Origin of the sequence: Variovorax sp. HW608 (assembly GCF_900090195.1) — a bacterium.
Lineage (GTDB): Bacteria > Pseudomonadota > Gammaproteobacteria > Burkholderiales > Burkholderiaceae_C > Variovorax.
The window spans coordinates 1,962,848-1,978,564 of sequence record NZ_LT607803.1; the positions used below are offsets into that span (position 1 = coordinate 1,962,848).

The 15,717-nt window shown below is 67.7% G+C and carries 16 protein-coding genes; 10 read left to right on the forward strand and 6 right to left on the reverse strand.

Features of this window, described 5'->3' with window-relative positions; genetic code table 11:
• Nucleotides 1-6 precede the first annotated feature (6 nt).
• The gene (locus VAR608DRAFT_RS09090) at nt 7-1,593 is read right to left on the reverse strand and encodes an ABC transporter substrate-binding protein (protein WP_157730750.1); all 1,587 of its coding nucleotides are present in this window, start codon (nt 1,591-1,593) and stop codon (nt 7-9) included.
• Between the two features lie 102 nt (nt 1,594-1,695).
• On the opposite strand from VAR608DRAFT_RS09090, the gene VAR608DRAFT_RS09095 reads away from it, so the two are divergent.
• A complete protein-coding gene (locus tag VAR608DRAFT_RS09095; RefSeq protein WP_088953769.1) occupies nt 1,696-2,880 on the forward strand; it encodes a M20 aminoacylase family protein in 1,185 nt (394 codons plus the stop codon).
• A 28-nt stretch (nt 2,881-2,908) separates the two neighbouring features.
• On the opposite strand, the gene VAR608DRAFT_RS09100 is transcribed toward VAR608DRAFT_RS09095, so the two are convergent.
• A complete protein-coding gene (locus VAR608DRAFT_RS09100; protein WP_231973376.1) occupies nt 2,909-4,192 on the reverse strand; it encodes an FAD-dependent oxidoreductase in 1,284 nt (427 codons plus the stop codon).
• Nucleotides 4,193-4,197: 5 nt separating this feature from the next.
• Nucleotides 4,198-5,172 (reverse strand): Bug family tripartite tricarboxylate transporter substrate binding protein, encoded by a 975-nt coding sequence (locus VAR608DRAFT_RS09105; protein ID WP_088953771.1) that lies wholly within the window; start codon nt 5,170-5,172, stop codon nt 4,198-4,200.
• A 110-nt stretch (nt 5,173-5,282) separates the two neighbouring features.
• On the opposite strand from VAR608DRAFT_RS09105, the gene VAR608DRAFT_RS09110 reads away from it, so the two are divergent.
• From VAR608DRAFT_RS09110 to VAR608DRAFT_RS09145, 8 genes are all read left to right on the forward strand, one after another.
• Nucleotides 5,283-6,182: a LysR family transcriptional regulator gene (locus VAR608DRAFT_RS09110; RefSeq protein WP_088953772.1), complete on the forward strand. Its 900-nt coding sequence runs from the start codon at nt 5,283-5,285 to the stop codon at nt 6,180-6,182.
• A 90-nt stretch (nt 6,183-6,272) separates the two neighbouring features.
• Nucleotides 6,273-7,022: a c-type cytochrome gene (locus VAR608DRAFT_RS09115; RefSeq protein ID WP_088953773.1), complete on the forward strand. Its 750-nt coding sequence runs from the start codon at nt 6,273-6,275 to the stop codon at nt 7,020-7,022.
• Nucleotides 7,019-8,311, forward strand: coding sequence for a c-type cytochrome (locus VAR608DRAFT_RS09120; RefSeq protein WP_088953774.1), 1,293 nt, complete (start codon nt 7,019-7,021; stop codon nt 8,309-8,311). The genes VAR608DRAFT_RS09115 and VAR608DRAFT_RS09120 overlap by 4 nt, the downstream gene beginning before the upstream one ends.
• Nucleotides 8,312-8,322: 11 nt before the next feature.
• Entirely contained in the window at nt 8,323-8,487 is a 165-nt protein-coding gene (locus VAR608DRAFT_RS37410; protein WP_088953775.1) for a hypothetical protein, read from the forward strand.
• A 94-nt stretch (nt 8,488-8,581) separates the two neighbouring features.
• Nucleotides 8,582-9,136 (forward strand): cytochrome C oxidase subunit II, encoded by a 555-nt coding sequence (locus VAR608DRAFT_RS09130; protein WP_231973378.1) that lies wholly within the window; start codon nt 8,582-8,584, stop codon nt 9,134-9,136.
• Complete coding sequence (locus VAR608DRAFT_RS09135; RefSeq protein ID WP_088953777.1) at nt 9,123-10,745, forward strand: cbb3-type cytochrome c oxidase subunit I; 1,623 nt, start codon at nt 9,123-9,125, stop codon at nt 10,743-10,745. The genes VAR608DRAFT_RS09130 and VAR608DRAFT_RS09135 overlap by 14 nt, the downstream gene beginning before the upstream one ends.
• On the forward strand, nt 10,745-11,551 hold the full coding sequence (locus tag VAR608DRAFT_RS09140) for a c-type cytochrome (RefSeq protein WP_231973380.1): 807 nt from the start codon (nt 10,745-10,747) through the stop codon (nt 11,549-11,551). The genes VAR608DRAFT_RS09135 and VAR608DRAFT_RS09140 overlap by 1 nt, the downstream gene beginning before the upstream one ends.
• A 38-nt stretch (nt 11,552-11,589) precedes the next feature.
• Entirely contained in the window at nt 11,590-11,958 is a 369-nt protein-coding gene (locus tag VAR608DRAFT_RS09145) for a cupin domain-containing protein (protein WP_088953779.1), read from the forward strand.
• Here the strand turns inward: VAR608DRAFT_RS09145 and VAR608DRAFT_RS09150 are convergent.
• Nucleotides 11,946-12,416, reverse strand: coding sequence for a group III truncated hemoglobin (locus VAR608DRAFT_RS09150; protein WP_443082927.1), 471 nt, complete (start codon nt 12,414-12,416; stop codon nt 11,946-11,948). The genes VAR608DRAFT_RS09145 and VAR608DRAFT_RS09150 overlap by 13 nt on opposite strands.
• Nucleotides 12,417-12,596: 180 nt before the next feature.
• Between VAR608DRAFT_RS09150 and VAR608DRAFT_RS09155 the strand changes: the two genes are divergently transcribed.
• Complete coding sequence (locus tag VAR608DRAFT_RS09155) at nt 12,597-13,631, forward strand: zinc-dependent alcohol dehydrogenase (RefSeq protein WP_088958695.1); 1,035 nt, start codon at nt 12,597-12,599, stop codon at nt 13,629-13,631.
• On the opposite strand, the gene VAR608DRAFT_RS09160 is transcribed toward VAR608DRAFT_RS09155, so the two are convergent.
• Both VAR608DRAFT_RS09160 and VAR608DRAFT_RS09165 read right to left on the reverse strand, forming a co-directional pair.
• A complete protein-coding gene (locus VAR608DRAFT_RS09160) occupies nt 13,628-14,893 on the reverse strand; it encodes an MFS transporter (protein WP_088953780.1) in 1,266 nt (421 codons plus the stop codon). The genes VAR608DRAFT_RS09155 and VAR608DRAFT_RS09160 overlap by 4 nt on opposite strands.
• Nucleotides 14,893-15,345, reverse strand: a complete 453-nt coding sequence (locus tag VAR608DRAFT_RS09165; RefSeq protein ID WP_088953781.1) for a MarR family winged helix-turn-helix transcriptional regulator — start codon at nt 15,343-15,345, stop codon at nt 14,893-14,895. Before VAR608DRAFT_RS09165 ends, VAR608DRAFT_RS09160 begins: the two co-directional genes overlap by 1 nt.
• Nucleotides 15,346-15,717: the final 372 nt, after the last annotated feature.

Genomic DNA, 15,717 nt, shown 5'->3' on the forward strand with positions numbered 1-15,717 from the left:
TCGCGGTCAGTCTGTACGCTTGACACCAGCCCACTGGTCGCGCGCATCGAGCGCCGGGAAGGCTCCGGTGAGCTTCCTGCTCGCGGTGTCGACCGTCTCTTCATCGAAGAGCACCAGCGTCGGCAGGTCCTCGTTGAGGATCACCTGCAGCTCCTTGTAGAGCTTGGCGCGAACCTCGCGATCGGTGGCCGTGGCGGCGCGGGCGAGCAGGTCGTCGACCTTCGGATTCGAATAGCCGCTCGCGTTGGTGTTTGGCGCGGTGCCGGTGTAGGTGTTGTACAGGCGCGTGTAGCCTATCGCCGGGTCGCCAGCCGAGAAGTACGAGCCCAGCATCATGTCGTAGTCGCGCTTGGCGAACACGCGGTCGTAGTACACCGAGCGCTCCAGCGGCTCCAGCTTCACTTCCAGGCCGATCTGGCGCAGGTTGTCCTGGATGATCTGCGCCTGCGCGCGCATCTGCGCGCGGCTGGCGTCGAAGGGCATGCGCACCGTCGTGCTGCCGGCCTTGGCGCCGGCCTTCTCGAACAGGGCCTTGGCACGCGCGGGATCGAGCGGGTACTTCTTCGCGTAGCTCACCTCGTCGTTGAAGAGCCACTTGAAGCCGTCGCCGAAGGCCCCCGCGCCCGGGCGGGCGATGCCGTTCATGGCCTGCTTGACGAGCCGCTGCCGGTCGATCGCGAAGGCCGCCGCATGGCGCGCCTCCAGCTTCGAGAACAGCGGCGACTCTGTGTTGAACATCAGGAAGTAGACCGCCGGGATGTTGACGCCGCGGCGCGGCGCCAGGCTCTTGTCGGCGAGGATGCGCGGGACTTCGGGCTTGGGCGTGTAGAAGTCGAGCAGCTCGTCGATCTCGCCCGTCTGCAATGCGGGCACGCGGTTGGCGGCCTGCGGAATCACCTGGAAGATGATCGATTCGAGAAAGGGCTTGTCGCCGTCCCAGTACTGGTCGTTGCGCACGAGCTTGATGCTGGCCCCGCGCTTCCATTCGCCGAACTTGAAAGGACCGGTGCCGACCGGCTTCTGGTTGGCCGGGTTGGTGCCGATGTTGCTGCCTTCATAGAGGTGGCGCGGGAGGATCGGCGCGTCGAACACCGTCATCTGCGACAGCAGGGGCGCGTAAGGCTTCTGCAGCCTGACCACCACGGTGAGCGCGTCGGGCGCGTCGACCTCCAGGCCGAGGTTCTTGAACACCGGCGCCGCGCGCGGATGCAGCTTGCCGATGACTTCCGTCAGGGTGAACTTGACATCGGCACTCGTGAAGTCCTTGCCGTCGTGCCACTTCACGCCGGGGCGCAATGTGAAGCGGTAGGTCTTGCCGTCGGGCGACACCGTCCACGCGGTGGCGAGCGAGGGCTTCGCGTTGTATTGCGGATCGAGCCACACCAGGCCTTCGAGGATCTTGGCCGAGACGTCGCCGGCGGCGAAGTCGGTGGTCGTGCCGAGGTTCAGCGTCGGCGGATCGGCGTCGATGGCGAGCACCGCGGTGCCCTTGCCGGTGGCCGCGCGGCCGTAGCGCGTGGTGGCGAGGCCGCCGGCCGCGGCAAGCGCGCCGAGGGTCAGGTGGCGGCGGGTCAGGCGAGGGAGATTCTTCAAGTGATCAGTCATCGTCGGTGGCAAGCAATATCGAGGCCATCTCGGCAGCCCGCATTATTGGCGTGGAAAATGTGAATCCAGTGCTTTGAGGGCGACGTCTCGATGATTTCAGTTCCCATCCATCCCGGCATCCAGGCATCTACCGAGGAGATGATCGGCCTCAGGCGGCAGATCCATGCGAATCCCGAACTCGGCTACGAGGAGTTCCAGACCAGTGAACTCGTGGCCGAGCGCCTTGCGCGATGGGGCTACACGGTCCATCGCGGCATCGGCGGCACGGGCCTGGTCGGCACGCTCCGGGTCGGCGACGGCGCCAGGCGGCTCGGGCTGCGCGCCGACATGGATGCACTGCCGATGACCGAAACCACCGGCCTCGCCTGGGCCAGCCGCAAGCCGGGCGCGATGCATGCGTGCGGCCACGACGGGCACACCGCCACCTTGCTCGCTGCGGCGCAGCTGCTCGCGGTCATGAAGACCTTCAACGGCACGCTCAACCTCATCTTCCAGCCGGCCGAGGAAGGCTTGATGGGTGCGAAGAGGATGGTCGAAGAGGGCCTCTTCGAACGCTTTCCGTGCGATGCGGTGTACGCCTTTCACAACGAGCCCGGCTTTCCGGCGGGGCGGTTCGGCTTCCTGCCGGGCGTGATCTACAGCTCGTCGGACACGGCGGTCATCACCATCGAAGGCAAGGGCGGCCACGGCGCGATGCCGCACACCACGGTCGATCCGATCATGGTCGCGGCGCACCTGATCCTCGCGCTGCAGACGCTGGTGTCGCGCGAGGTCGACCCCAACGACATGGCGGTCGTCACGGTGGGCGCGATGAACGCCGGCAAGGCGCCCAACGTGATCCCGACGAGCGCGGAACTCAGGCTGTCGATCCGCGCGCGCAAGCCCGAAGTGCGCGCCTTCCTGCGCGAGCGCATCATCGCGATGGCGCAAGGCCAGGCGGCCGTGCATGGCGCCACCGCCACGGTCGACTACCAGTGGAAGATGCCGCCCTGCGTGAACGACGAAGCCGCGACCGCGTTCGCGCAGCAGGTGGCACTCGCTTCGATGGGCGAAAAGGCGCTCATCCCCGACATGGCGCCGCTGCAGGCCAGCGACGACTTCGCGTTCATGCTGAACGCAGTGCCCGGCAGCTACTTCATCGTCGGCAACGGCGATGGCAAGCCCGGCGGCGGCCCGGGCTGCATGGTGCACAACACGGGCTACGACTTCAACGACGAGATCCTGCCCAGCACGGCGAGCTACTGGGTCGCGCTCGTGCAGGCCTACCTGCGCTGAGGCCGGAAAAGAAGGGCGGCTGGGCCACCTAGGCCAGGCAGGCCCCATCGCGCCGGAGCGTTTCGCGAAGCTGCTGCGTGCCGATGCCGCGCGTGGTCGATGCCGGCCCTTCTCGCGCAATCAGTGCCGCCGCCGTTCCTGCCGCCTGGCCGACCGCCATGGAGATGGTCATCACCCGGACGGCAGCCAGCGCCTGATGCGTCGCCGACAGGCCGCGCCCGGCCACCAGGGCGTTGTCCAGTCCCAAGGGGCACAGGCTGCGATAGGGAATCTGATAGGCGTGATCGTCGCCGAGTGCGCAATACACCAGCTCGCCGCCGGCGGCCGGATGAATGTCGATCGGATAGGCGCCCGCCGCGATCGCGTCGTCGAACGCGACCGGCGCGAGCAGCTCTTCTGCGGTGAGCACATGGGTGCCGAGCACCCGGCGCGTTTCACGCACGCCGACCTGCGTGCCGAATGCAAGCAGCCGCCCCGACTCGCATCCGGGCACATGGGCGCGCAGATACTGCGCGGCGCTCCAGGCCTGCCTGCGCCCCTCGATCTCCGCCTGCCCCAGGGCCATGGCGTCCGTCGCATCGATCGCCAGGCGGCTGATGTTGAACCAGCCGTCCTTCGAATAGGGGTCGCGCGCCACATGCAGGGCGGCGCGCGCCAGCGCTTTCTCCTCGTAGCCGCGGCGAGCCAGGGCCGCCAGTTCCGACGGCGACAGCGCATCGAAGCGCGCGAAGTCGATCGGTCCGAAGCGGAACATCATGGTCGCGGGCTGAAGCGCCTCGCCATCGCCCAGCGGCAGGAATTCCGCGCCGGCCTGCCGCATGGCGTCCATGTCGCCCGACGCATCCACGAGCACGCGCAGCCGGATGCGCACGACGCCGCCCTTGGTCAGCACGCGGACGGAATCGATCCGCGGGCCCTGGCGCGAGACATCCAGCAGATTCGCATGCAGCAGCGGCTGCACGCCGGCTTCGCGCACCATGTCGTCCAGCACGAGCTTGAGCACTTCGGGTGCGTATTCGACGCGGTCCATCCGATGGCCGGTCGACATCACGAACACCTGGTGCTCGGCAGCCGCTCCGTATTGGCGCAGCCGGTCGACCACCTCCTGCGCGAGACCCGCCACCACGCGCCGGCCGTTGGCCGTCTGCCAGCTGTTGAACTGGGCCACCGCACCGGCGGTCGCGTTGCCGCCGAGGAAGCCGTAGCGCTCCAGCAGGATCACGCGCGCCCCGTGGCGCGCCGCGGCCACCGCGGCGATCGTGCCCGCCACGCCGCCGCCGCAGACGAGCACATCGGTATCGTGGTCGATCACGCCCGTCACCCCGCCTTGATGCCGCGCGCCTTGATCACGCTGGCGTATCGCGCGGTCTCCGCCTGCAGGAACTGGGCGGTCGCCTGACGGTTCATCGCCATCGGCGTGACGCTCAGCGAAGCGAAGCGCGTCTTCACCGTGTCGGAAGCCAGCGCCTGCGCGAGCAGGCTCTCGAGCTTGGCCAGGCCTTCCGCAGGGATGGCCCCCTTGGGCGCAAGAAGCGCCGCCCAGCCCTGGACTTCCAGTGCCGGAAGCTTCAGCGAGCGCAGCGTCGGAACACCCGGAAGTTCCGCAACGGGCTCTGGCGAGGAAACGGCCAGCGCGCGGATGCGACCCGACTTGATGTGCGGCGCGACGCTGGGCAGGTTCAGGAAGCCGAATGCCACCAGGCCGCTGATCAGTTCCGGCAACAGCGCGCTTTCGCCCTTGTAGGCCACGGGCGTGATCTGCACCCCGGCTTCGCTGGCGAAGATCTCCGAGGCGATGTGCGCGAGCGTTCCGTTGCCGCTGTTGCCCGCCGCCAGTTTGCCGGGATTCGCCTTGGCCTCGGAAATCAGGTCCTGCAATGACTTGATGCTCGAGCTCGCTGGTACCACCAGCACGAGCGGCTGCGCGGACACCATGCCCACCGCATCGAAGTCCCGCGCAGGGTCGTAGCCGATCTGGGGATTGAGCGACGGATTGATGACCATGCTGTTGCTCGCCATCAGGAGCGTGTGGCCATCCTTGCTCTGGGCCGCGGCGAGGACGCCGATCGCGCTGCCCGCGCCCGGCTTGTTCTCGACGATCACGCTCTGGCCGAGCTTCGGCGCCAACAGGTCGGCCAGCACCCGCGCGGACGAGTCGGCGGCGCCGCCGGGGGCGAAGGGCACGATGATCCGCACCGGCCTGGTCGGCCAGGCCTCTGCCGCCAGGGCGCGGACGCAGGCGCCCGAGGCCAGCAACGCCAGCAGCGAGCGGCGGTCGAGATGGAATGTCATCAGCTTGTCTCCTGGTTGCAGTCAGGGCGATGATGGCGCCCGTCGGGTATACCGGCAAATACCATGATTCAAGACACCCATAACCTCGTGTTATTCAACGCGCCACGACCATGAACCTGCGCCAGATCGAGGTCTTTCGTGCCGTGATGCTCGCCGGCTCGGTGACCGATGCCGCGCGGCTGCTGCACGTCTCGCAACCCGGCATCAGCCGCATGCTCGGCCACATCGAGCTGCAATTGGGCCTCAAGCTCTTCGAGCGCGGCCGCAGCAAGCTCAGGCCCACGCCCGAAGCGCAGGCGCTCTATGCCGAAGTCGAGAGCGTCTACCGCGGCGTGCAACGCATCGAGGAGCGCGCGCGGGACCTGCAGGCCGGGGGCGGCCTGCCGCTGCGCATCCTCGCGAGCCCGAGCACCGCCCTCGAGGTCGTGCCGCACGCGGTGTCGGCGCTGGCGGCCAGATTCCCGACCGCGCGCGTCTACATGGAGACACAGCTCGTGCGCGAGATGGTGGGCCAGCTGGCGCGCAACGAGGCGGACGTCGCGGTGTCCACCCTGCCGATCGACCACGCGCTCCTGATCAGCGAAGAGGTCGGAAGCTGGTCGATGGCGTGCGTCTTCCGAAGCGATCATCCATTCGCGGACAAGAAGAGCGTGAGCCTGCGGGACGTCATGGGGCAGCGCCTGATCGCCTTCAGCCCGGACACGCCGCAGGGCCGCCTGATCGAATCGCAATGGGCCCGGAGCAAGCGCTTGCCACCGGCCCAGATCGAAGTGCGCTCCGGACAGGTCGCATGCGCATTGGCGGCTTGCGGCGCAGGCATCGCGGTGGTCGACGAACTGACCGCGCGCTCCTGGCATCGCAAGGAGCTGTGCTTCCGGCCGCTGCGCGGCGGGCCTACGCACCCGGCGTATGTCGTTCGCCACGCCAACATGCCGCAATCGGCCGCGGCGCAGGCGTTCGTCGGGTTCGTGAAGGCTGCGTTCAAGGCACAGAGAGCGTCAGCCGGGTGAGTTGAGGCACTTCTTGCGCAGCGCGGTGGCCGTCGCTACGATCACCCCGCTCGCTCTCGGTGATACCAAGCAAGGAACAGGAGCGCCACGATGAAGTCTCGCGTCATCCGCCGCTCGGCAATCTGGCGAACGGTCGGTGCGGTAGCGATCGCATGGGGGAGCGCCGGCCTGCCCGCCTTCGCGCAGACGGGGGCGACGCCATCGTTCAAGGAAGTCGATTCCATGGAGGCCCGCGTCCAGGGCTGCGTGACCTGCCACGGCCAGAGCGGCCAGGGTAGCGAAAGCGGCAACTTCCCCCGCATCGCCGGCAAGCCTGCAGGCTATCTCTACAACCAGCTCGTGGCCTTTCGTGACGGTACGCGGCACTACGCGCCGATGAACTACCTCGTCGCTTATCTGCCGGATGCCTACCTGAAGGAAATCGCCCAGCACTTCGCGAGCCAACGACCGCCATTCGCGCCGGCAGAAGCGCTGAAGGCCGACCAGGAAACCTTGCGCCGGGGCGGCGCGCTGGTGGCGCGCGGCGATCCCGCCAAGGGCATCCCCGCGTGCGTCGCCTGCCATGGCGCCGGGCTGACGGGCATGGAGCCGGGCATCCCGGGCCTCGTCGGCCTGCGTCCGACCTACGTGGTCGCGCAACTCACGCGCTGGCGCGTCGGCGAGCGCCACGCGGCCGAGCCCGACTGCATGAAGCGCGTGGCCACGCGCCTTTCCGACGCGGACATGAACGCCGTCGCGGCCTGGTTGTCGCAGCAGGGCGCGCCCAAGGACCCGTCGCCGGAACCGGCCAATCTCGTGCGCATGCCCCTGGCGTGCGGCAGCCAGCAGGGACGGTCATGAAGCTGGCATTCCGGATCTTCCTCGCGCTCGTCGTGCTGGCGCTGGCGGGCGCGGCCGTCCTGTGGTGGCTGCGGCCCGCCGCCTTGCCCGAGGCCGGCCGAGCCAGCACGGCGCCGAAGGATGCGACCACCGAGATCATCGCCCGCGGTGAATATCTGGCGCGCGCCGGCGACTGCGTGGCTTGTCATACGGAGCCTACCGGCAAGCCGTTCGCGGGCGGCCGGGCCATGCCCACGCCCTTCGGCGCGCTCTTCGTGCCCAACATCACGCCGGACGACGAGACCGGCATCGGCCGATGGACCCCCGATGACTTCTACCGGATGATGCACACGGGTATCTCGAAGAACGGCACGCTGCTGTATCCGGCGATGCCGTTTGCGTCCTACACCAAGGTCACCCGTGCGGACAGCGATGCCATCTTTGCCTACCTGATGTCGGTGACGCCGGTGCGGCAGCAGAACCGGCCGCATGAGCTCAAGTTCCCGTTCAACAACCGGGACCTCCTGATCGGGTGGCGGACGCTCTACTTCAAGGAGGGCGAATTCGTCCCGGATCCGAGCCAGAGCGCCGAATGGAACCGCGGTGCCTACCTCGTGCAGGGGCTCGGCCACTGCGCGATGTGCCACACGGCCATCAATGCGCTGGGCGGATCGAGCGAATCGAAGGCCTTCGAGGGCGGCATGATCCCGAACCAGAACTGGTATGCGCCGTCGCTCACTTCCAACCGCGAAGCGGGCCTCGGCAACTGGGAGATCCAGCAGATCGCGGACCTGCTGCAGGCCGGCATCTCGCACCACGGGACCACCTACGGCCCGATGGCGGAGGTGGTCTACAACAGCCTGCAGTACCTCACCGACGAGGACGTCCGGGCCATGGCCGTCTATCTCAAGGCCCTGCCGCAGCGTGATTCCGAGCCGCCGCCGACGAGCCAGGCCAGGCTCGTGAGTCCCGGCGTGATGGAGACGGGCCGCAAGATCTACAGCACGCAATGCGCGATGTGCCATGGCGAGGAGGGCAAGGGACATCCACCGTCCTACCCGCCATTGGCGGGCAACCAGTCCATCACGATGGCGTCGCCGGTCAACTCGATCCGCATGGTGCTCAATGGCGGCTACGCGCCGGGAACGCGCAAGAACCCGCGCCCGCACGGCATGCCGCCTTTCAGCCACATCCTGGACGATGACGAAGTGGCGGCCGTCGTGACCTACATCCGGGTCGCCTGGGACAACAGCGGCACGCCGGTCGACGCATCCCAGATCAGCGAACTTCGCAAGTTGCTGCCCGAGTGAGGAAACCAGCCATGTCCCCCATCAACGAGCAAGAGGAAGACCGCCGCGTCGACGACATCGTGCGCCGCGGGCCGATGGGCGCGTTCGCGGTCGCGGGCGTCGCCACCGCCATCGTCGTGGCGATCTACTTCATCTTCTATTTCGCGGTGTACCTGCCGCGCGGTGCGGTGCAATGAGCGCAGCGATGGACCGCTCCAAGCAAGCTCGCGCCCCCTCGGGGGGCAGCGAGGACACGAAGTGCCGAGCGTGGGGGTGCCTATGAGCGCAGCGATGCCTTCGCATGATTCCGAGGCGATCGCGGTCGCGGCCGAGCGGCGCTGGACCTGGATCGTCGGCGCCATCATCGCGGTGCTGATGCTGATGATGGTCGTCACCGGCCTGCACTGGGCCTCGATGCCGCCGTCGCGCGTGGAGACGGTCGACGTGAGGACGCTCCATCTGCGCGGCGAGTTCGTCGAAAGCAACCTCGGCACGGCGATCGAAGCGGGCGACCGGGTGGTCGTGCGCCTGATCGCGCAGCAGTATTCGTTCGAGCCGCAGTGCATCGTGGTCCCGGCCGATACGCCGGTGACCTTTCGCGCGACGGCGACGGACGCCATTCACGGATTCATCATCGGCCGCACCAACGCCAACACGATGGTCGTGCCGGGCTTCGTGGCGACCTTCACGACATCGTTCAGCCGGACCGGCGAGCAGCTGATGCCCTGCCACGAGTACTGCGGCACCGGGCACGAGGCGATGTGGGCGCGCGTGCAGGTGCTGCCGCGTGACGAGTTCATGGCCAAGGTCCGGCCAGGGGAAAGGCTCAGCTGTGTTCCTCGCTAAGAAACTCGTCCTGGCCCACTTCTGGGTGGCTTTCGTCGCCTTCCTCGGCGCGCTGGTGCTGGGTGCGTGGCAGATGTACATCCGCAGCCCGCTGTCCACCTGGATCAACAACCCGGAGCACTACTACCGCTCGGTCACCGCGCATGGCACGGTCATGGCCTACGTCCTGCCGACGCTGGTGGCGATGGGGTTCGGCTACGCCATCAGCGAGCTGGCACTGAAGAAGCCCCTCGTCGGCATGCGCTGGGCGTGGACCGGGTTCTGGCTCGTGGTCGTCGGCACGGCGGTGGCTGCCGTGACGATGGGGCTGGGCAAGGCGTCGGTGCTCTACACCTTCTACCCGCCCATGCTCGGCAGTCCGTTCTACTACCTGGGCGTCGTCCTCGTGGTCGTGGGCTCGTGGATCTGGGTCGCACTGATGTCGATCAACCTGCGCGCATGGAAGAAAGAGAACCCCGGCATGCCGGTCCCGCTGGCGATGTTCGGCAACGTGGCCGGTGCCTACCTGTGGGCGTGGACGTCCCTCGGGGCGGCGATCGAAGTCCTGGTGCTGATCCTGCCGGCATCGCTGGGGCTCACGGACACCATCAACGCCGGTCTGGCGCGGGTCTTCTTCTCGTGGACGCTGCACGCGATCGTGTATTTCTGGCTGATGCCCTCGTACATCGTGTTCTACACGATCGTGCCGCGCGCCATCGGCGGCAGGCTGTACAGCGACACGATGGGGCGCGTGGCGTTCGTGCTCTTCCTCGTGTTCTCGATGCCGATCGGCATCCACCACCTCTTCGCCGACCCGCAGGTGGGCGCGGGCTTCAAGTTCGTGCATGCGGTGATGACCGCGATGGTGTCGGTGCCGACGCTGCTCACGGTGTTCACCATCGTGGCCTCGGTCGAGATCGCCGGCCGGCTGCGCGGCGGAAAGGGAGCCTTCGGCTGGCTCCGGGCGCTTCCGTGGGACAACCCGATGATGCTGGCGGTGACCTTCTCGTTCATCATGCTCGGCTTCGGCGGCGCCGGCGGCATCATCAACATGAGCTACCAGCTCAACGAGACGGTCCACAACACGCAGTGGGTGACCGGGCACTTCCACCTGATCTTCGCCGGCGCGATCGTGCTGATGTACTTCATGATCGCCTACGAACTGTGGCCGCAGCTCACGGGCTGCGCGCCGCTGCCGGCCGGGCTCGTCAAGACCCAGATCTGGCTGTGGTTCGTCGGCATGCTGGTGCTGTCGATGCCGTGGCACCTGGTCGGCCTGCTCGGGATGCCGCGGCGCATGGCCTACTACGACTACACGCATCCCGAGCTTCAGCCGCAAGCCTGGACCGTCACGATGTCCGCGATCGGCGGCTTCATCCTGCTCGCGTCCGGCATCCTGCTCGTGTACACGCTTGCCACCGCGCGGAAGAAGGAAGGCGCGGTCGTGGCGCCCTTCAGCTTCAGCCGCACGGCGCATCCGGCAGCGCATACGCCGGTCGCGCTGAACGGCTTCGGCCTCTGGATCGCCATGATGATCGGCCTCACGATCGTCAACTATGGCTACCCCATCGTGCAGCTGGCTTCGCTGAAGGAAGCCTCCGTGCCGGTCATACCGATCGGGAGCCGATGATGAAAGTCCACGGCATGCCGGGCTGGAGCAATCCATGGTTCCGCAAGAGCATCATCTGGCTGATCGTCCTGACGGTGGGCGCATTCCTGGTGGGCTTCGTGCTGCTGCCTTCCGCGCACAGCGACTTCAGCGCGAAGGGGCTGTGGGCGAGCATCTGCCGGGCCGCGGGGGTGCCCAGCGACTGGTCGTTCGGCACGGCGCCGCGCCAGGCCGCCACCGCCACGGACGTGGTGCTGGACCGCACGATGGGCAAGGAAGGCTCGCGGGAGGCGATCGGCCGCGGTGCGACGCTGGCGCTCAACTGCACCATGTGCCACGGCGCGCAGGGGATGAGCACCTCCGATGCGCCCAACCTGGCCGGGCAGTACCCGGAAGTGATCATCAAGCAGCTCATGGACTACCGCAGCGGCAAGCGCGGCAGTCCCATCATGGAGGCGCTTGCGAGGGGCCTGTCGGATGACGACATCGCCGACCTGGCCGCCTACTACGCCTACCTGCCGAAGGCACGGACCGCGCCGACCACCTACGACGAGGCGCTGCCCGCGCTGGTGCGGGTCGGTTCGCCGCTGCGCAACATCGCACCCTGCGTCTCGTGCCATGGCGGGATCGACCAGAAGTTCGGCGCTCCGTGGCTCGAAGGCATGCCCAAGGGCTATCTCGAGCAGCAGCTCAGGGCATTCCGCTCGGGCCAGCGCGCCAGTGATCCCGAGGCAGTGATGCGCAACGTGGCCCGCACGATGACGGATCGGGAAATCGAGGAGGTGTCGGCGTTCTATGCACGAAAGGCCGGCGCTGCCGCGCAGTGACCTCATGGCACCCGGACGCGGCCTCGAAGGAGTCCAGCATGGCACTTGAACACGCCGCCCCGGGCGAGCCCCGCGATGTCCGCCCCTTGGGAGCGGCGCTGGCCGATCACAAGACGGCAGCGATCTTCAAGTCGCGCCAACTCGAGGTCATGCGTCTGGTCCTGCGGGCCGGCAGGAAGCTGCCGCCTCACAAGGTCCCGGGCGAAATCACGATCCACTGCATCGAGGGGGCGTTGGTCGTCGGCCTGGAGAGCGGCCCGCGCAAACTCGAGGCGGGCCAGATCCTGTTTCTCCGGGGCGGCGAATTGCATGATGTCGCCGCCGAGACGGATGCCTCCGCGCTGGTGACGATCGTGCTGCGCGATGGCGATGGCGATGACGCAGGCGCCCCTCCTCAGGTGGCGTGACAGCGGTGTTCCTGCGAAGCGCGCGCCGTGTCGGCCGCTTCGGCATGCGCCATCTGGTAGCCGTGCCAGAGTCCGCCCGCCATGCGACGCGCCAGGTCATCGGCCCGCTGCTGCAGCACGGCGTTGCCCGATTCGGCGGTGGTTTCCCAGAACAGTGCGAGCCAGCGATGAAAGAGCTGCGCCGTGAGGCCGTGGAGCGCAATGTGCCTCGGCATCGGCGCCCCCTTGTACCGGCCGGTGCCCCGGAGTGCCGACGACCAGAAGTCGACCATCTTTGGAAGGTGCTTGTCCCAGTCCACCGCATGGGATTCAAAGACCGGCGCCAGGTCCTCGTCGTTGCGGACCTTGGAATAGAAGCGCTGCACGAGGCTGATGACCTCTTCTTCCGTGATGGATTCCGGACTCCGCGCAAAAGGACTGATCGTGCGGGATTCCATCAGCTCTTGATCCGAGTACATCCGTGTCTCCGTTCTTTTCGCCTGGCCGTCCGCGGGAGACTAGTGCCTTCGCGGGGCGGCAGTCTTTGACCCAGAGCAACAAAAGCGCACTGCCGTGCCGGCTTCTGTATCCGCATGCAAAGATGCTTCCGGCTGCGTCGCACGCGTACCCAAAATGCCTCCGATTCCACAACGGAGGTGATCATGAAGATGATGAAAGCAGCAGTGGTGCACGGGTTCGGCGAGCCGCTTCGCATCGAGGAAGTCCCGGTGCCCGAGGTCCCTGCGGGCCAGGTGCTGGTGAAGGTCGCGGCCTCGGGCGTCTGCCACACCGACCTGCATGCGGCCGACGGCGATTGGCCGGTGAAGCCCTCGCTGCCCTTCATTCCCGGCCATGAGGGCGTGGGCTACGTCGCCGCGGTGGGCGCCGGGGTGAAGCATGTGAGGGAGGGCGACCGCGTCGGCGTCCCGTGGCTGCACACCTCCTGCGGGCATTGCGAGCACTGCATCACCGGCTGGGAGACGCTGTGCGATTCGCAGCAGATGACCGGCTACACGGTCAACGGCGGCTACGCCGAATACGTGCTGGCCGATCCCGGCTACGTGGGCCACCTGCCCGCCAACATCGGGTTCTCGGCGATCGCGCCGATCCTGTGCGCCGGCGTCACCGTCTACAAGGGACTCAAGGTGCTCGACTGCAAGCCGGGCGAATGGGTGGCGATCTCCGGCGTGGGCGGCCTCGGGCATCTGGCGGTGCAGTACGCCAAGGCCATGGGATTCCACGTGGCGGCGGTGGACGTGGACGACGCCAAGCTCAAGCTCGCGCAGGAAGTCGGCGCGGACATGGTCGTGAATGCGGCCACCGGCGATCCGGTGAAGACGCTGCAGCGCGAACTCAAGGGCGCGCATGGCGTCCTGGTGACGGCCGCCGCCCGCAGCGCCTTCGCACAGGGCCTGGGCATGCTGCACAAGCGCGGAACGATGTCGATGGTGGGCCTGCCGCCGGGCGACTTCGGGCTGCCGATCTTCGACGTGGTGCTCAATGCCAAGACGGTGCGCGGCTCGATCGTCGGAACGCGCAAGGACTTGCAGGAGGCGCTGGCCTTCGCCGGCGAGGGCAAGGTGCACACCGTGTTCAGCGAGGACCGGATGGAGAACATCAATCCGATCTTCGACCGCTTGCGCAAGGGAGAGATCGAAGGCCGGGTGGTGCTGCGCCTGACCGACGAGCCCTAGCGCGGCCGCGTCTGCTGCAGGCTGTAGCGCAGCCGGAAGCCTTCGAGCCGCAGCCGCAGGCCGTGGTGCCTGACCAGGTAGCGCAGTCCGATCGCGGCCGAGCAGAGCCCCGCAGCCGCAGCGACGCCCATCGCCCAGCGCGGGCCGAAGGCATCCGCCACCCAGCCCACCACCGGCGCGCCGATCGGCGTGCTGCCCAGCAGCGTCGCCATCAGGATGGCGATGACACGGCCGCGCAACGCCGGCTCGGTGGACAGCTGGACCAGGCTGTTGGTCGAGGTGGTGATCGTCTGCGCGGCGACGCCGGTCACGACCAGCGCGATGCCGAAGCCGATGACGTTCGGCATCAGCGCCGCCGCGAGGCAGCCCAGGCCGAACACCGCCGAGCCGACCAGCAGCAGCCCGAAACGCGGCCGGGCCCGCCCTGCCGCCAGCAGCGCGCCGGTGACCGAGCCGATCGCCATGGTCGACGAGAGCAGGCCGTACTGGCCCGGCCCGCCGTGGAAGGCGCCGACCGACATCGTCGAGATGAAGATCGGGAAGTTCAGGCCGAAGGTGGCCACGAGGAACAGCATGGCCAGAACGGCGCGCAGGTCGGGGCGGTTCCAGACGTAGCGGAAGCCTTCCATCAGGCCGGCCTTCTGGCGCCCCGCCGCGTCCCGCCGCGCAAAGAGCTCGCCCTGGCGCAGGCAGGCCAGCGAGATCAGCACCGCCACGAAGGACAGCGCATTGAGCAGGAATGCCTCGCCGGGGCCCGTGGCCGCGATCAGCAGTCCGGCCGCCGCGGGCCCCACCATGCGTGCGGCATTGAAGGACGTGGAGTTGAGCGCCACCGCGTTGGACAGCTCGGCATCCGACACCAGCTCGGCCACGAAGGTCTGACGCGCCGGCGCGTCGAAGGCCGCGACGCAGCCCAGCAGCAGCGCGAACACGAAGACATGCCACAGCTGGGCCATGCCGCTCACGGTGAGCAGGCCCAGGCCGACCGCCAGCAGGCCCATCGAGGCCTGGGTGGCGATCAGCAGCTTGCGGCGGTTCAGCCGGTCGGCCGCGAGCCCGGTGAGGGGCAGCAGCGCGAGCTGCGGGCCGAACTGCAGCGCCATCACGATGCCCACCGCGGTCGCGTTGTGGTTCGTGAGGTGCGTCAGCACCAGCCAGTCCTGCGCGGTGCGCTGCATCCAGGTGCCGACATTGGACACCAGCGCGCCGGCCGCCCACAGGCGGTAGTTGCGGATGCGAAGGGAGCGGAAGGTGTTGCCCATCAGTCCTCCAGCAGGCGCTGAAGCAGGCGGACGGCGCCCGCGAGCTGCTTCTGTTCGGCCGCCGAGTAGCGTGCGGAGATGGTGCGCTGCAGCCAGTCTTCGCGCGCCGCGCGGACCTGCCGGAACACCTTGCGCGTCTGCGCCGTGATTGACAGCAGCGTGCGGCGGCCGTCGGCCGGATCCGGTGCGCCCTTGACCCAGCCGGCTTCCATCAGCGAGGCGACAGTGGCGCCCATGGACTGCGAGCGCACGCCTTCGGCCTGCGCCAGTTCGGTCACGGTGGCGGCGTCCTGGCGCTCCAGCCGCAGGAGCACGGCACGCTGCGATTCGGTCCAGTCGGCGACCGAGGCTTCCTGCCGCAGACGGCGGCGAAGCTGCGACGCGAGCATGCGCAGTTCCACCGCCAGCGCGTGGGCGGTGTCGGTTGCGGGATCGGCGAGGGCGGCGGACATGTCGTATTTGGACAGGAAGACTACGAAGTTTAGCTTCGTATCAAAAACCTTGCTCGTCGGCGGCGTCGGCTCAAAAAAGTCTAAAAGGCCAATAAAGAATAAAGTCTGCCCCGAGCGAAGCCGAATAGATGTTCGTGACGGATCGGCTATCACGGGCACCGTGCCGGCCAAGCGTTTTGACGAAGCCGGAATCACGGACATCAGCTTCGATTGCTGGATCCGTTTGGGGCCTCTGGTATTTGAGTGTCTGGTGACCCACCTCGCTGGGTTGCAGTCAGACCATCAAACGTCTGCGCGATCAGCGGAGGAATCGACGGGGGTGACTCATCCAGACTGTTGCGGTCAGTCGCGGCGAGCCCCGGGATGTCGGCT

Bases quoted from the DNA above. Each gene is read 5' to 3' on its own strand.
- VAR608DRAFT_RS09095 (WP_088953769.1), top strand. From the start codon at position 1,696: ATGATTTCAGTTCCCATCCATCCCGGCATCCAGGCATCTACCGAGGAG.
- VAR608DRAFT_RS09105 (WP_088953771.1), bottom strand. From the start codon at position 5,172: ATGACATTCCATCTCGACCGCCGCTCGCTGCTGGCGTTGCTGGCCTCG.
- VAR608DRAFT_RS09110 (WP_088953772.1), top strand. From the start codon at position 5,283: ATGAACCTGCGCCAGATCGAGGTCTTTCGTGCCGTGATGCTCGCCGGC.
- VAR608DRAFT_RS09115 (WP_088953773.1), top strand. From the start codon at position 6,273: ATGAAGTCTCGCGTCATCCGCCGCTCGGCAATCTGGCGAACGGTCGGT.
- VAR608DRAFT_RS09120 (WP_088953774.1), top strand. From the start codon at position 7,019: ATGAAGCTGGCATTCCGGATCTTCCTCGCGCTCGTCGTGCTGGCGCTG.
- VAR608DRAFT_RS37410 (WP_088953775.1), top strand. From the start codon at position 8,323: ATGTCCCCCATCAACGAGCAAGAGGAAGACCGCCGCGTCGACGACATC.
- VAR608DRAFT_RS09130 (WP_231973378.1), top strand. From the start codon at position 8,582: ATGCCTTCGCATGATTCCGAGGCGATCGCGGTCGCGGCCGAGCGGCGC.
- VAR608DRAFT_RS09140 (WP_231973380.1), top strand. From the start codon at position 10,745: ATGAAAGTCCACGGCATGCCGGGCTGGAGCAATCCATGGTTCCGCAAG.
- VAR608DRAFT_RS09145 (WP_088953779.1), top strand. From the start codon at position 11,590: ATGGCACTTGAACACGCCGCCCCGGGCGAGCCCCGCGATGTCCGCCCC.
- VAR608DRAFT_RS09150 (WP_443082927.1), bottom strand. From the start codon at position 12,416: ATGTACTCGGATCAAGAGCTGATGGAATCCCGCACGATCAGTCCTTTT.
- VAR608DRAFT_RS09160 (WP_088953780.1), bottom strand. From the start codon at position 14,893: ATGGGCAACACCTTCCGCTCCCTTCGCATCCGCAACTACCGCCTGTGG.
- VAR608DRAFT_RS09165 (WP_088953781.1), bottom strand. From the start codon at position 15,345: ATGTCCGCCGCCCTCGCCGATCCCGCAACCGACACCGCCCACGCGCTG.